Source organism: Pedobacter soli, from assembly GCF_900101435.1.
GTDB lineage: Bacteria > Bacteroidota > Bacteroidia > Sphingobacteriales > Sphingobacteriaceae > Pedobacter > Pedobacter soli.
The window spans coordinates 218,953-233,492 of the sequence record NZ_FMZH01000002.1; the positions used below are offsets into that span (position 1 = coordinate 218,953).

Sequence of the window (14,540 nt, forward strand, 5' to 3'; positions counted from 1 at the left end):
GTCAATTTTAATTATTCAAAGTTAATTTAATTCTTGCATTAAAAAATGGAAAATCCGAAAGAGGAAGATACAAAGAAAAAGGTAAATGCAGCCGCAAAATATTCGGCCATCGGCTTCCAGATGATTGCTACCATTGGTCTTTTAACTTTTATTGGTTACAAAATCGATGAACACCGGCAGAGCAAAACCAATTTAATTACTGCAGCTTTTGCATTGGCAGGGGTGGGAATTGCGCTTTATCAAGCAATCAGGCAGGTTACCAGGGGTTAGATTTCAGTTTGCATTTTACAGTTTTCAGTTGACAGTTTTCAATTAACCCCAATAGAATATTGTTAAATGGTTCTATTGTTATATTGTTGGGCAATGCGCAAATAACAATCCGGAAATGATCGCGTAAAATTTCAATTAACCGATTAAAACAGTTAACCCAAATAGAATATTGTTAAATGTTTCTATTATTAGATTGTTGGGCAATATGCAATTAACAATGAAACAATTTAACAATCGAGCAATGATCGCGTAAAACTTCAATTAACCGATTAACCAATTCAAACAGTTAACCAATTAAACAATAATTCCCCTACACACTACTTACTTGATACTAAAAACCTTATCTTTGCCGGAGTTTTAATCTGCTAAGAAATTATTCCATTGACTCTGGCCAAATTTACAAGTATCTATTTCATCTTCGTAGGCTTATTAATAGGCGTTGTTGCCGTTTTACCCTTACTGTTTCCTAATACCCAACTTTTTATCAATAATTTTTGGGTGATGTTCGGCTTTTTGGCTGGCATTACCTATATCGCCTATATGGTGGTTGATATCGGGATAAAACGCGACCCAGAGGTAGGTATTATGGCTATTATGGGATCGATAGCGGTGAAGATGATTTTTTGTATGGCTTTTGTCTTGATTTACAGTATAAAAGCTAAGGGAATTGGGTCAGTATTTCTGCTTAATTTTTTTTCTTTATATTTATTGTTTACGGCCTTTGAAATTTACTGTTTGTTACGTAACTTGCGCCACCAAAATTTAAAGTAAAAAACTGCCAATAAATGGATTGTAACCGAGTTTTTGTGTCTAAAGTTAAAAGGCTAACTATTGTTTTTACGCTTTTAATCGCGTTTTTATCTATCAAAATTGATACTTTCGCTCAAGTTGATAGCGCTGTTGTACCTGTTGATAGTACTGTTGCCGAATCTGCTCATGCAGCTTCAGGTGAGCACGGAGCAGAAGCTGGACATGGCAAAGAAAAATTCGAGCCTACCAAAGTAATTATGGAGCACATTGCTGATTCGCACATGTGGCACCTTTGGGGGCATACTTCACTACCTCTTCCAGTAATTTTATATACACCTGCTGGATTAGAAGTTTTCTCTTCTGCTCACTTTTATCATGGTGAGGAAGATTATAAAGGAACTTATAATACTTACCGTTTGGTAGAAGATCATGTTAAAGTGGTTGGTACAAATGGTCAGGTTGACGAAACCGTTTCCGTTTTAGATTTTTCGATCACTAAAAACGTTGCGGCTATGTTTGTAGCAATCCTGGTAATATTAATCGTTTTTATTTCGGTGGCTGGTGCTTACAAAAAACGTGTGGGTAAAGCGCCTAAAGGTTTGCAATCTTTAATCGAGCCAATTATTGTTTTTGTTAGAGATGATATTGCTAAACCAAACATCGGTCATAAATACGCTAAATTTATGCCTTATTTGTTAACCGTGTTTTTCTTTATCTGGTTTAACAACTTACTAGGTTTAGTTCCAATTTTCCCGGGAGGGGCCAACGTAACCGGTAACATTGCATTAACTTTCGTAATGGCTTTTGGTACCATGATTATCGTAAATATCAATGGTAATAAATATTACTGGAAACACATTTTCAGACCAGATGTACCTTGGTGGTTGTATCCGATTATGATTCCTGTAGAGTTGATCGGTATCATTTCTAAACCATTCGCTTTAATGATTCGTTTGTTTGCAAACATTACAGCTGGTCACATTATCGTATTGAGTTTAATCTCGTTAATCTTTATTTTCGAAACACTGGCTATCGCTCCGGTTTCAGTTGCATTCGTGTTGTTTATGGATGTGTTAGAATTGCTGGTAGCATTTTTACAGGCCTTTATTTTTACATTACTTACTGCCTTGTTTATTGGTATGGCAGTAGAAGAACATCATTAATAGAAAACTATTTTTTACAAATTAATATAAATTAAATTAGTTATGGTAGGTTCAATCGCGGCAATCGGTGCCGGTTTAGCAGTAATCGGTGCAGGTATCGGTATCGGTCAAGTAGGTGGTAAAGCAATGGAAGGTATTGCTCGTCAACCAGAAGCTGCATCAAAAATTCAGACTGCAATGATTATCGCTGCTGCCCTTATCGAGGGTGCTGCTTTATTCGGTGTGGTAGTTGCATTATTAGGTAACAACCCTCAATAATTCAAACTGAAAAATTTAGGCAGGGTATTTAACGATTGGTTATTTACCCCGCCTTATTAAAAAAGATTGTTTTTAAAAATTAGATAAAAATGGAATTAGTAACCCCAAGCATAGGATTGGTTTTTTGGACCGCTTTAGCATTCATCTGCTTATTGATATTACTTAGAAAATTTGCATGGAAACCTATTTTAGGTGCTATCCACGAACGTGAGCAAAGCATTGATGAGGCTTTAAACAAAGCTGAATTGGCTAAACAGGAAATGGCCCGTTTAACCAGCCAGAACCAGGATTTAATGCAACAGGCCCGTGCTGAGCGCGACGAAATTTTGAAGGAAGCTAAAACCTTAAAAGATAGTATCCTAAACGAAGCTAAAAAACAAGCTCAGGTTGAAGGTGCAAAATTGATCGAGAAAGCTAAAATCGAAATCGAAAACCAAAAGAAAGCAGCTTTAGCAGAAGTTAAAGATCAGGTTTCTACTTTATCATTAGAAATTGCTGAACGCGTTTTACGCACACAATTAGATGATAAAACCAAACAGGAAGCATTAGTTGCTAACTTGTTAAAAGACGTTGAATTAAACTAAGAGTATTGCGTAAAGCAGTAGGCGGAGTAAACGCCAAACGCTAAACGCCAACCCAAAAGATATGTCAGAAATTAAAGTTGCAAGCAGATACGCCAAATCACTAATAGACCTTGCCATTGAAAACAATGCACTGCAGGATGCCTATAACGATATGGTTTTATTTGAAAAAGTGGTTGATGAAACCCCTGAGCTGGAAGCGATATTAAATAACCCGATTGTACCTTTAGATAAAAAGACCGGTATTTTGAATGGTATTTTTGCTGATAAGGTAGGTAAATTAACAACTACTTTTTTCAAGACAGTGGTTAACAAAGGTCGTTCGGCTATTTTATTTGCTACTGCAAAACAGTTTGTGCAACAATACAATCAGATTAAAGGTATCGTTACTGCTGATGTTACTTCTGCTACCGCTTTAAGCGCTGCAGCTAAAGAAGAGGTTGTTGCCATTGTGAAAAAGGAATTAGGCGCTAATGAAGTTATTGTAAACGAAAAAGTTGATCAGAAACTAATTGGTGGTTTTATATTAAAAGTTGGCGATAAGCAATTTGATGCAAGTATTGCCAGCGGTTTAAATAAACTTAAAAAAGAATTTGCGCAATAGCGCATGGCAATAAGCGTATAGCGGGAAACGCCGTACACCAAACGCCAACAAAAAAACATTGCGATAAGCGGATGGCGATTAAATGCCAGGCGCCATGCGCTAAGCACTAAACATTTATAAAAAGATATAAAGTAAAATTATGGTAGAGGTAAGACCAGACGAAGTATCGGCAATTATCAGACAGCAATTGGCGGGCTTCAAATCAGAAACCGAACTGGAAGAAGTTGGTACCGTGTTGCAAGTAGGCGACGGTATTGCCCGCGTTTACGGTTTAACTAAAGTTCAATCAGGAGAGTTGGTTGAATTTGCAAACGGACTTCAGGGTATCGTATTAAACCTGGAAGAAGATAACGTTGGTGTGGTACTTTTAGGTGCTTCTGACGAGATCAAAGAAGGTGATACCATTAAACGTACCAAAAAAATTGCCTCTATTAAAGTTGGTGAAGGTATGCTTGGCCGTGTAGTTAACACTTTAGGTGAACCTTTAGATGGTAAAGGTCCGATTTTAGGTGAAACTTACGAAATGCCTTTAGAGCGTAAAGCACCAGGTGTAATTTACCGTCAGCCGGTAAACGAGCCTTTACAAACTGGTATTAAAGCAATCGATGCAATGATTCCAATCGGTCGTGGTCAACGTGAGTTGGTTATTGGTGACCGTCAGATTGGTAAAACTGCCGTTTGTATCGATACCATTATCAACCAAAAAGAATTTTATGAAGCAGGTCAGCCTGTGTTCTGTATCTATGTAGCTATCGGTCAGAAAAACTCTACTGTAGCGAACATTGTACGTACATTAGAAGAGAACGGTGCTTTACCATATACAGTTGTTGTTGCTGCTTCGGCTGCAGATCCTGCTCCAATGCAGTTCTATGCTCCGTTTGCAGGTGCTGCAATTGGTGAGTTTTTCCGTGATACTGGTAGACCAGCTTTAATTGTTTATGATGATTTATCTAAACAAGCTGTGGCTTACCGTGAAGTATCTTTATTACTTCGTCGTCCACCGGGCCGTGAGGCTTATCCAGGTGACGTTTTCTACCTACACAGTCGTTTATTAGAAAGAGCTGCGAAAATCAACGCTAACGATGATATCGCTAAAAACATGAACGATTTACCTGAGTCGATTAAACACATCGTTAAAGGTGGTGGTTCATTAACAGCACTTCCAATTATCGAAACTCAGGCAGGTGACGTTTCTGCATATATCCCAACTAACGTAATTTCGATTACTGATGGTCAGATCTTCTTAGAGTCGAACTTGTTCAACTCAGGTATCCGTCCGGCCATTAACGTAGGTATCTCGGTATCACGTGTGGGTGGTAACGCGCAAATCAAATCAATGAAAAAAGTAGCAGGTACTTTAAAGTTAGATCAGGCTCAATACCGTGAGTTAGAGGCTTTCTCTAAATTCGGTTCTGACTTAGATGCTGCAACTAAATCGGTATTAGATAAAGGTGCACGTAACGTAGAAATGTTGAAACAAGCACAATTCTCTCCATTTACTGTTGAGAAACAAGTTGCAATTGTTTACGCTGGTACTAAAAACTTAATGCGTAGCGTTCCGGTTAACAAAGTAAAAGAATTTGAAACTGAATTCTTAACTCAGCTGGAATTGCGTCACCCTGAAACTTTAGCGGCTTTAAAAGCTGGTAAATTTGATGACAGCATTACTGGTGTTTTAGATACAGTAGCAAAAGAAATTTCAAGTAAATACTAGATAAAAGTATTATAGTATCAGGTATCAAGACGAGATTTAGTCTGGATACTCGATACTATAAGTACTAGATACTAAAATATGGCTAATTTAAAAGAAGTAAGAAACCGGATTGCATCGGTACAATCAACACAGCAAATCACCAAAGCTATGAAAATGGTTTCGGCGGCGAAGTTGAAACGTGCTACCAACGCAATTATCGCTTTACGTCCTTATGCAACTAAACTTAAAGAGATTTTAGGTAATCTTTCAGCCAGTTTAGAAGGCTCTTCATCACCTTTTATCCAGGAGCGTGAGCCCAATAAGGTTTTAATTGTTACTGTATCATCAAACCGTGGTTTGGCTGGTGCTTTTAACATGAACGTAATTAAAGCGGCCAATAATTTAATTGCTGAGAAGTATAGCGAACAGTTGAAGAACGGTAATGTAAGCATTATTTCTATCGGTAAGAAAACGCAGGATTTTTACGAGAAACGCAAATACAACGTTATCGGTAACAATAACGAAATATTTTCGGACTTAACTTTCGAAAATGTAACTAAAATTACCGATGCAATTATGGCTGGCTTTGTTAAAGGCGAGTTTGATAAGGTAGAGGTGGTGTATAACCGTTTCAGAAATGCAGCTGTACAGTTTATTACTACAGAACAGTTATTACCTTTACCTAAAACTGAACCTGTAACAGAAACAAAAGCAGATAAGAAAACAACCAACGTTGATTATATCTTAGAGCCTTCGCAAGAAGAAATTGTTGAGCAGTTAATCCCTAAATCGATTAAAATCCAATTATACAAAGCCGTGTTAGATTCGCATGCTTCTGAGCACGGTGCACGTATGACATCGATGGATAAAGCTACTGAGAATGCAGGTGAGTTATTGAAAGCATTAAAACTTTCATACAACCAGGCGCGTCAGGCAGCAATTACAACTGAGTTGACTGAGATTGTAAGTGGTGCAGCAGCATTAGAAGGATAACATTAAGTTTGGAGCTCGGAGTCTTAAGTTTGGAGTCTGAATAACAAAATATATTAAAACCCATTTCTTAGTTGAAATGGGTTTTTTTGTTCCTGATATTTTTCTAAATCCAGAATTATTATGTTTTTTGTGGATTTAAATCCAGAATTATTATGTTTTTTGTGGATTTAAATCCAAAATTATTATAGTTTTGTATTGTAATAATTTGTTATGATAATCAGAAAGCAGCTGGATTATGCTTTAGCCAGACTTTTTAAGGGGAAAGCATTTATCATTTTCGGGCCAAGGCAAACGGGCAAAACCACATTTGTAGAGCAACTATTAGCTAAAGTCAATAAGAAAACTTTATACCTTAATGGTGACGATGCAGATGTGAGGGAATCTTTAGCCAGGCCCAATGCTGCACAGATTACCCAAATGCTGGGTAATTATGAAGTACTTTTTATAGATGAGGCTCAACGTATAAATGATGTGGGCTTATTGATCAAAATCATCGTAGATCGCTTTAAGAACGTTCAGGTAATTGCCACAGGTTCCTCTGCTTTTGAATTATCGGGTAAAATTAACGAACCTTTAACCGGTCGTAAATATGAGATGATGCTTTTGCCTTTTTCTTATGCCGAACTCGTAAATGATACTGATTTTGTTACTGAAGAAAGATCATTGGAGCAACGTTTAATTTATGGTTCTTACCCTGAAATCATTAACGATCCGCATAATGCTGAAGAGCATTTGAAATTGCTTGCGGATAGTTATTTGTATAAAGACCTGTTTGCATTGGAAGAGGTGAAAAAACCACTGTTGTTCGAAAAAATTGTAAAGGCATTGGCGTTGCAGATTGGTAGTGAAGTTAATTTTTCTGAGCTCGCACAATTGGTTAAAGCCGATCAGAAAACTGTAGATAAATATATTAGCTTACTCGAAAAGTCTTTTGTCGTTTTTACGCTGCCAGCTTTTTCAGGAAATGTACGCAACGAGATAAAAAAGAATAAGAAAATTTACTTTTATGATACAGGTATTGTAAATGCTATAACCAGAAATTTTAATAGTTTAAGCAATAGAAATGATGTTGGGGCTTTGTTCGAAAATTATATGATTGCAGAACGATTGAAGTTTTTACACCAGAACCAAATAGAAGCCAGCTGTTTTTTTTGGCGTACTACTCAACAACAGGAAGTAGACTATATTGAAAAAACGAAAGCCCAATTTCTGGCAGTTGAATTTAAATGGACTCAAAAAAGCAGGAATAAGCTTCCGGTTACATTTACTGCGGCTTATCCAGAAGCAAAAGCATTATTGGTGTCAAAAAACGAGAGGGGAAGCTTTTTGAATACTTAAACTTTATCTTTACATTTTATTTGTAATCATGAAAAAATACATTCTCATTATGCTGTCGCTTGTACCGTTTTTTGCTCAGGCGCAAAATCCTGCACGAGATTATACCAATGCGGTGCTTTGGCAGCAAACATCGGGCGAATACAGGGCTTTATGCTTTCAGGCTTATAACTTTGCTCGTTTATCGTTAAAGGAGGCAGTATGGGCCGATACGAGTAGAAAACCCAATTGTGTAATTGTTGATATTGATGAAACTGTGCTGGATAACTCGGCTTTTCAGGGTCATGAGATTAAGAAAGGACTAAGTTATAATCCTGCAGACTGGACCACCTGGACCAATTTAGCACAGGCAGATACCGTTCCTGGGGCACTTGGATTTTTGAAATTTGCAGCAAGCAAAAGCATTGAGACCTTTTACCTCAGCAACCGCGATGAAAAGGATTATAACGCAACCTTAAAAAACCTGCAAAAATTTGGGTTCCCTTATGCGGATGATGCGCACTTGCTGGTTTCGAAAGGCACTTCCAATAAAGAACCCCGCAGGCAAAAAATAACCGAAACGCATAACATTTTAATGCTTTGTGGCGATAATCTGAGCGATTTTTCAAATATTTTTTATCGTGAGAATAAAAATACAAACGAGCAGGTAAACTTAAATCAGGCACTTTTCGGGGTGAAATTTATTGTATTGCCTAACCCCATGTATGGCGATTGGGAAAAGCCTTTGTATCAGGGCGAAAAACTGTCCGATCAGGATAAGGCAAAGCAACGTTTAGAACGATTAAAAAGTTACTAAGTTTCTGTAATTATTCAGCAATAAGTATTACTTTTGCTGCAACATAAAAATAAACATTATGGAGAACAATAAATTAAAACACAATACAGAAAGTATGCAAACGGCTAACCAGCCAGGAATTTATAAATTGATGGTTTTTGGTGTACTGATATGCATTGTGGGTACTTACGCACGTTTCGCTTACGATTCATGGCAAGTATCTTTAGCATCGTGGATTGTTTTGTTTATCGGTGCAATTATCGCCATTAAAGGTGTATTCAAAATTTTAGACGCATAACATATTTTCTCTCTATAATAAAGCCTGTCTTGTTCACGCATGACAGGCTTTTTTTGTTTTTGTGCCTTTCAAAAAAAATATTTTTTTAGCCTAATTGATGCTTCAAAGCACTCAATTAGCGTAATTAATGGCTATAACGCCTAACTCCAAGCTCTCAACTCCCAACCACCTTGGGTTACCTTAAACCAATTTTAGTATAAAGGGAAAACGCGGTACAAAAAAGAAAAAGATACCGCAACTTCACTGGCCAGCGAAGATAATATCACACAAATGATTAACCCCTTAGAACCACTAAATCATGAAAAGGATTATTATTGCTATGGCCGTAGCCGCATGTTTGTTCGGCTGCCAAAACGCTGAAAAAAAATATGGCTCAGTAGCCTCAACCGAGGAAATCAGTGCAACTGATAGTACCACTGGTACAGTTGCCCCCAAAATTATTAAAACTGCCGATATGCGCTTCCGCGTTAAGGATGTGCAAAGTACGAAAGAAAAATTAAGCCAGACCATTAAAGCGCAGGGTGGAGCGGTGGCCGAGTTTTCTATCCAAAGTGTAATTCAGGAAAGCCAGAAAGTTAAACAATCTATCGATTCGCTTAAAGAAATTACCTCTTACCGTACAGAAGGCTATCTCGTGGCTAAAGTGCCATCAGAAAAGCTCGATGATTTTACCAACGCCATTGCTAAAATGGCGGTATTTGTCGATAATCAGTCGATGAAAATGGACGACCAGAGCATTGCTTACCTGGCCAATAAACTAAAAGCCAACAATAGGGTAGAAGCCGTTGAGCGGATTAATAAAATGGCAACAAAGAAAAGTCCGAATGTAGAAACCTCGCTTTTGATCAAAGATGATTATGTTGACCGGAAAATTGAAAACCTGCTGATTGATAACCGCGTAAAGTATAGCACCATTACCCTAAATTTTTATCAGGATAATACTGTTAAAACTATGATTGTGGCCAATGATAATGTGTACGATTACAAACCAGGCTTTGCCGATCGCTTTTGGCTAGGCCTTGTAAACGGCTGGACCATTTTTAAAGAAATTATCCTTGCACTTTCTAACCTATGGATGTTAATACTGGTTGGAGTGGTAGTGTTTTTTGTAGCAAGGTACCTGATCAGAAGAAATAAACTGGCAACCGATTTGGCTACTAAGAATTTGATTGATCAGGCCAGGTAATAAATGATATTTATAAATCGCTCCATGGTTCGTGTCCGCACGAACCATTTTTTTATTTCCTGAAAAGTATTAAAAAAAGTAGACCCTGAAATACCCGTCTGACTGGCCGGGCAGAAATCCGATAGCTATCGGATCGGTGTGACGATTGTTTTTCCTAATGGTTTGTTTCTACACAGACCATTTAAACTACCCCCTTTACCCTTTAAGCTTACCTGTAGCTTTTTTTACCCCTGTAACCTTACTTTTATTGTCACTCACAAAAGATTCCCAGCCTGAGTAAGTTTTAGACTTGCCGCCAGTTGTAATTTTTTGAAACGAATGGCAGACCGCAACGGCTAAACCATCAGTGGCATCTAAAAATTCGGGTGTTTCTTTAAAATTTAATAACCTTTGCAACATCGCTGCAACCTGTTCTTTAGTGGCATTTCCGCTGCCTGTAATGGATTGTTTGATCTTCCGGGGCGAATATTCCGTTACAGAAATATTTCTGGATAAGGCAGCGGCAATAGCGGTTCCCTGCGCACGTCCTAATTTTAAAAGTACCTGTATGTTTTTGCCATAAAAAGGAGCTTCAATGGCCAATACATCAGGTTTATACTGATCAAGTAAAACAACAGTTTTTTCGAAAATGCGCTGAAGCTTAAGAAAAGGATCATCGAGATGGGTCATTTTTACCACTCCCATACTGATCAGTTCTGTTTTATTCCCCTTTTCTAAAATCACACCGTAACCCATCACCGCAGTGCCCGGGTCGATGCCCATAATAACCCGTTCCTTTTTTTCGTTCAACATTACAGCAATATTAAGCATATTTGCAATCTAAAAAGACAAGTTTGACAGGCAAGAACAAAAAAATATTATCACTGCTTATAAAAGCTGCTATTGTGCTGTTTGCCTTTTGGTTTATTTACCACAAGCTTGTCGCCAATAAAAACCTGAGCGATTTCCGAACGTTGCTAAAAGATATCGATCAACTCGAAATTACGGCTGTAATTGGGTTGGTGGTACTCCTGATGTTTGTAAACTGGTTACTCGAGGCAGCAAAATGGAAATATTTAATGAGCCATATTGAAGCCATTAGCTTTTACCGGGCTATTGAATCAGTCTTTTGTGGTTTAACAATGGCTATTTTTACCCCAAACCGCCTGGGTGAATATGGGGGCAGGGTATTTTTTCTTTCACCCAGAAGGCGGATTGTAGGCGTTGTTGCCATGAGTGTTGGCAGCATTGGCCAGTTGGTGTTAACCAATGTTTTTGGCGCAATCGCAGCCTGTTTTTTTGTCTACCGCTTTATCCCGATTGATCGGGTATTGTTTATTGCGGTGGTTTTTCTGGCCGTATTTTTCTGTCTGTTTTTTATTGTTTTTTATTTCAATATCAAATGGCTAAATGGTTTGCTGCTATCCTTTAAATTTACCCGCAAATACAAAAAGTTTTACAGTATTTTAGGCCGTTACCGCCGGAAAGAATTGCTCCGAATTATTGGTTATTGCCTGGCCAGGTATTTGGTGTTCAGCTCGCAATACTTTATCCTGTTTATTTGGCTAATACCTGGTTTGCATTATGCAGATATTGTGATGATGACCTGCTTATTGTTTCTGGTACAATCGGCTTTGCCATCATTAGATTTGTTTGATGTAGGCATTAGAAGTGTTACGGCTGTAGAATTGTTTAAGCATGTAACCGATCAGCATGTAGCTGTTATTGCATGTACTGCAAGTATTTGGCTTATAAATATTATAATTCCTGCTATATTAGGCGCTTATTTCGTTTTTAAACTTAACTTTTTTGGAAATCTTAAATCTAATTAGTCTATTATCCGCTGCATTAACCCTCATTTATGCTTTTCTGGTGCTTAATTTTATCAGGGGATGGCATAATTTAACTTATTTTATTCCCGAAATTTCCGATCCGCAAACCAAAGTTTCGATTATTGTAGCTGCGCGAGATGAGGAGGCTAATATTGCCAAAACAATTGATGATTTGATTGCACAAACCTATCCAAAGGTTTTAACCGAAATTATCATTATCGACGACCACTCTACTGATGCTACAGCTGAAATTGTATTGAGTTATGCCGATCGAAATGTACGGTTGATTAAACTAAATGAGGATCGTGCGTTAAATTCATATAAAAAGAAGGCCATACAAACGGCAATAGGTACCTGCTCCGGCGATTTAATTGTAACCACAGATGCCGATTGTAGGATGGGTGAAAACTGGCTGAGTACTATTGTGCAGTTGTTTGAACAGAAAAAATATAAAATGATTTCTTCACCGGTAGCCTATTTTCAGGAAAAGAGTTTCTTCGAAAGGCTGCAATCGCTTGAATTTTTATATCTGATTGGCCTGGGGGCATCTACCATCGGCAATAAACAGCCATCTACCTGTAACGGCGCAAACCTGGCTTATGAGAAAGCGACTTTTTACGAGGTTGGTGGTTTTCAGGGGATTGATGATCTGGCTTCAGGAGATGATGAATTGTTATTGCATAAAATTGCAGCCAAATATCCTGACCAAATTGGCTTCCTTAAAAACAGGGAAGCAATTGTATATACCCATGCCAAAGAAAATTTAAGTGCTTTTATTCAGCAGCGCAGGCGTTGGGCTTCTAAAAGTACCCGTTATAAAAACAAGGGAATTATTGTGCTGGGGGTACTCATCTGGATTTTCAACCTGAGCATATTATCTAATTTCATTACCGGATTATTTGTACCAGGTTTTTTAACCATTACATTTTATCAATTGTTGGTTAAAATGGTTTTAGAAAGCTTATTTTTATGGGATGTGACAGGCTTTGCCAAAAGACGTAGCCTGCTCATTTTAATCCCGGTGTTAAATGTATTGCACATCTTATACATGGTGTATATCGGCATTGCCGGCAACAGCGGAAAATACAATTGGAAAGGCAGAATGGTTAGATAATGGATAACAGCCCGTCAAAAAAAGTATGGTTAAAATTTAAGCGAAATAAATTTGCCTTCGGCGGATTAGTTTTTATCTTACTATTGATGGTGATGGGCATTTTAGGCTATGCCATTATGCCCGATGATTCTCCGGATGCGAACCTGCAAACACTGCAGCTTAATAAAAAGAAACCCGGCAGTACCTTTACTTTTCTCATTACGAGCAGCAACCCAAAAGTAGAAAAGGTGGGTTTTTTCGAAAAAATGCTGTTCGGCCAAACCCCAACCTTTAAAAGTATCCCAATTACCGGCTATAAAATAGTGGGGCAAAATGTTTTGGTTCAGGAATATATTGGCGATGATGAAAAAGCAAAAGCAACCCAATATGCTTTAAAAGATTTATGCCCCGATTGCGTGTTGCCAGCTAAAATGGCTACTCCTCAATCTTTATTTGAAAAAAATAACATTTACCAGCGGACGTATATTTTAGGAACTGATATTTATGGCCGCGATTTATTAAGTCGCGTAATTTTGGGCATCCGTGTTTCCCTATCAGTAGGTTTAATGGCTGTACTTATTTCGCTTTTCATAGGCGTGAGTTTAGGTGCTGTAGCAGGTTATTTTGGTGGCCGGATTGACGCGACAATCAGCTGGTTTATGAATGTGGTATGGTCTTTACCTTCACTATTACTGGTTATAGCTATATCATTTGCACTGGGAAAAGGTTTCTGGCAAATCTTTATTGCGGTAGGCTTATCTACCTGGGTAGATGTTGCCCGCTTGGTACGCGGGCAGGTTATAGCCCTAAAAGAAGTCGAATTTGTAGAAGCCGCAAGGGCGCTGGGTTTTAGTACGAGTAAAATAATTATCAAACACATCCTGCCCAATATAGCGGGGCCTATTTTGGTCGTAGCTTCTTCTAATTTCGCTTCAGCTATATTATTGGAAACCGGTCTAAGCTTTTTAGGCTTTGGCGCGCAGCCGCCCATGCCAAGCTGGGGCAGTATGATTAAGGAACATTATGGCTATATTATTATGGATGCCGCTTACCTGGCCATTTTGCCTGGTTTAGCCATTATGCTTACCGTTTATGCCTTTAATGTGCTGGCAATAGGCCTGCGTGATGCCTTTGATGTTAAAGGACAAAATGTAACCGTTTAATGCTAAAGTGACAACATAAAAAAGCAGTACCATTTTTGATACTGCTTTACCCTTAAAATAATAAAATTTTATGCGGTTGCACTCAGCGTATTACCCGAAACCGTTACAGTATAAATTTTTAATGCACTGGTAGTTCCTCCATCGTTAGGTTGGGCTAAAATGCTTCCCGATGTAGTATATCTCGAACTATGTAAGCCACATTGTATATAATTGCTGGCCTGAATAAAGCTTAATGTGCCACCCTGATGCGGACAGGCCGCCTGCGTGGCCACAAATGAGGTGCTTGCATTTCCGGTTGCTGTTCTGATAAACAGAATACCACCCACGGTAACAGATGCGCCTACAGTAAGCAATTGCGTGGTGAGATCGACACTGGCTGTTGTACCTGGAGGCACTCCGCCACCATTTGGTTTGCTGGGTTCGGGCGAATCGCTCTTTTTGCCACAGGCCGAAAAACAGGCTCCGGTGCATACCGCGGCAACACCCAGGCCTAAAGATTTGATAAATTCGTTACGTTCCATAATTTTTTCAGTTAGTTTATTTTAGATTAACAATGTTTATCAGTGG

16 protein-coding genes are annotated in these 14,540 nt (G+C 38.3%); 14 read left to right on the top strand and 2 right to left on the bottom strand.

The genetic code is table 11. The annotated features are described in order from the left end of the window. Nucleotides 1-45 precede the first annotated feature (45 nt). From BLR37_RS04895 to BLR37_RS04950, 11 genes are all read left to right on the top strand, one after another. On the top strand, nt 46-270 hold the full coding sequence (locus BLR37_RS04895; protein WP_090765362.1) for an AtpZ/AtpI family protein: 225 nt from the start codon (nt 46-48) through the stop codon (nt 268-270). A 785-nt stretch (nt 271-1,055) separates the two neighbouring features. Beyond that, the gene (gene atpB / locus BLR37_RS04905) at nt 1,056-2,183 is read left to right on the top strand and encodes a F0F1 ATP synthase subunit A (RefSeq protein ID WP_090765365.1); all 1,128 of its coding nucleotides are present in this window, start codon (nt 1,056-1,058) and stop codon (nt 2,181-2,183) included. Between the two features lie 42 nt (nt 2,184-2,225). Further along, nucleotides 2,226-2,441 (top strand): ATP synthase F0 subunit C, encoded by a 216-nt coding sequence (atpE, locus tag BLR37_RS04910; RefSeq protein WP_056087863.1) that lies wholly within the window; start codon nt 2,226-2,228, stop codon nt 2,439-2,441. Nucleotides 2,442-2,530: 89 nt separating this feature from the next. Further along, entirely contained in the window at nt 2,531-3,025 is a 495-nt protein-coding gene (locus BLR37_RS04915; protein ID WP_090765368.1) for a F0F1 ATP synthase subunit B, read from the top strand. A 61-nt stretch (nt 3,026-3,086) separates the two neighbouring features. Beyond that, a complete protein-coding gene (atpH, locus tag BLR37_RS04920) occupies nt 3,087-3,626 on the top strand; it encodes an ATP synthase F1 subunit delta (protein ID WP_090765372.1) in 540 nt (179 codons plus the stop codon). Between the two features lie 139 nt (nt 3,627-3,765). Next, complete coding sequence (atpA, locus tag BLR37_RS04925) at nt 3,766-5,340, top strand: F0F1 ATP synthase subunit alpha (RefSeq protein WP_090765375.1); 1,575 nt, start codon at nt 3,766-3,768, stop codon at nt 5,338-5,340. Nucleotides 5,341-5,418: 78 nt separating this feature from the next. Beyond that, nucleotides 5,419-6,312 (top strand): ATP synthase F1 subunit gamma, encoded by an 894-nt coding sequence (gene atpG, locus BLR37_RS04930; RefSeq protein ID WP_039471390.1) that lies wholly within the window; start codon nt 5,419-5,421, stop codon nt 6,310-6,312. 210 nt (nt 6,313-6,522) lie between these two features. Continuing rightward, entirely contained in the window at nt 6,523-7,650 is a 1,128-nt protein-coding gene (locus BLR37_RS04935) for an ATP-binding protein (RefSeq protein WP_090765377.1), read from the top strand. Nucleotides 7,651-7,678: 28 nt separating this feature from the next. Then, nucleotides 7,679-8,443, top strand: a complete 765-nt coding sequence (locus BLR37_RS04940) for a 5'-nucleotidase, lipoprotein e(P4) family (RefSeq protein WP_090765380.1) — start codon at nt 7,679-7,681, stop codon at nt 8,441-8,443. A gap of 58 nt (nt 8,444-8,501) precedes the next feature. After that, the gene (locus BLR37_RS04945; RefSeq protein WP_039471394.1) at nt 8,502-8,720 is read left to right on the top strand and encodes a hypothetical protein; all 219 of its coding nucleotides are present in this window, start codon (nt 8,502-8,504) and stop codon (nt 8,718-8,720) included. A gap of 298 nt (nt 8,721-9,018) precedes the next feature. Further along, on the top strand, nt 9,019-9,906 hold the full coding sequence (locus tag BLR37_RS04950; protein ID WP_244154599.1) for a DUF4349 domain-containing protein: 888 nt from the start codon (nt 9,019-9,021) through the stop codon (nt 9,904-9,906). Nucleotides 9,907-10,101: 195 nt separating this feature from the next. On the opposite strand, the gene ruvC is transcribed toward BLR37_RS04950, so the two are convergent. Then, entirely contained in the window at nt 10,102-10,698 is a 597-nt protein-coding gene (ruvC, locus tag BLR37_RS04955; RefSeq protein ID WP_090766511.1) for a crossover junction endodeoxyribonuclease RuvC, read from the bottom strand. 41 nt (nt 10,699-10,739) lie between these two features. Between ruvC and BLR37_RS04960 the strand changes: the two genes are divergently transcribed. Genes BLR37_RS04960 through BLR37_RS04970 form a run of 3 tightly spaced genes read left to right on the top strand, consistent with a single transcriptional unit; the run spans nt 10,740 to nt 13,973 of the window. Next, nucleotides 10,740-11,717: a lysylphosphatidylglycerol synthase domain-containing protein gene (locus BLR37_RS04960; protein ID WP_090765383.1), complete on the top strand. Its 978-nt coding sequence runs from the start codon at nt 10,740-10,742 to the stop codon at nt 11,715-11,717. After that, a complete protein-coding gene (locus BLR37_RS04965) occupies nt 11,695-12,831 on the top strand; it encodes a glycosyltransferase family 2 protein (RefSeq protein ID WP_090765388.1) in 1,137 nt (378 codons plus the stop codon). The genes BLR37_RS04960 and BLR37_RS04965 overlap by 23 nt, the downstream gene beginning before the upstream one ends. After that, nucleotides 12,831-13,973 (top strand): ABC transporter permease, encoded by a 1,143-nt coding sequence (locus BLR37_RS04970; RefSeq protein WP_090765391.1) that lies wholly within the window; start codon nt 12,831-12,833, stop codon nt 13,971-13,973. The genes BLR37_RS04965 and BLR37_RS04970 overlap by 1 nt, the downstream gene beginning before the upstream one ends. A gap of 68 nt (nt 13,974-14,041) precedes the next feature. Here the strand turns inward: BLR37_RS04970 and BLR37_RS04975 are convergent, their stop codons facing one another. Beyond that, nucleotides 14,042-14,494, bottom strand: coding sequence for a QcrA and Rieske domain-containing protein (locus BLR37_RS04975; RefSeq protein WP_090765394.1), 453 nt, complete (start codon nt 14,492-14,494; stop codon nt 14,042-14,044). Between the last annotated feature and the right edge of the window lie 46 nt (nt 14,495-14,540).

Excerpts from the sequence above, each read along its gene's own strand:
- BLR37_RS04895 (WP_090765362.1), top strand. The coding sequence starts at position 46 with ATGGAAAATCCGAAAGAGGAAGATACAAAGAAAAAGGTAAATGCAGCC.
- atpB (WP_090765365.1), top strand. The coding sequence starts at position 1,056 with ATGGATTGTAACCGAGTTTTTGTGTCTAAAGTTAAAAGGCTAACTATT.
- atpE (WP_056087863.1), top strand. The coding sequence starts at position 2,226 with ATGGTAGGTTCAATCGCGGCAATCGGTGCCGGTTTAGCAGTAATCGGT.
- BLR37_RS04915 (WP_090765368.1), top strand. The coding sequence starts at position 2,531 with ATGGAATTAGTAACCCCAAGCATAGGATTGGTTTTTTGGACCGCTTTA.
- atpH (WP_090765372.1), top strand. The coding sequence starts at position 3,087 with ATGTCAGAAATTAAAGTTGCAAGCAGATACGCCAAATCACTAATAGAC.
- atpA (WP_090765375.1), top strand. The coding sequence starts at position 3,766 with ATGGTAGAGGTAAGACCAGACGAAGTATCGGCAATTATCAGACAGCAA.
- atpG (WP_039471390.1), top strand. The coding sequence starts at position 5,419 with ATGGCTAATTTAAAAGAAGTAAGAAACCGGATTGCATCGGTACAATCA.
- BLR37_RS04935 (WP_090765377.1), top strand. The coding sequence starts at position 6,523 with ATGATAATCAGAAAGCAGCTGGATTATGCTTTAGCCAGACTTTTTAAG.
- BLR37_RS04940 (WP_090765380.1), top strand. The coding sequence starts at position 7,679 with ATGAAAAAATACATTCTCATTATGCTGTCGCTTGTACCGTTTTTTGCT.
- BLR37_RS04945 (WP_039471394.1), top strand. The coding sequence starts at position 8,502 with ATGGAGAACAATAAATTAAAACACAATACAGAAAGTATGCAAACGGCT.
- BLR37_RS04950 (WP_244154599.1), top strand. The coding sequence starts at position 9,019 with ATGAAAAGGATTATTATTGCTATGGCCGTAGCCGCATGTTTGTTCGGC.
- ruvC (WP_090766511.1), bottom strand. The coding sequence starts at position 10,698 with ATGTTGAACGAAAAAAAGGAACGGGTTATTATGGGCATCGACCCGGGC.
- BLR37_RS04970 (WP_090765391.1), top strand. The coding sequence starts at position 12,831 with ATGGATAACAGCCCGTCAAAAAAAGTATGGTTAAAATTTAAGCGAAAT.
- BLR37_RS04975 (WP_090765394.1), bottom strand. The coding sequence starts at position 14,494 with ATGGAACGTAACGAATTTATCAAATCTTTAGGCCTGGGTGTTGCCGCG.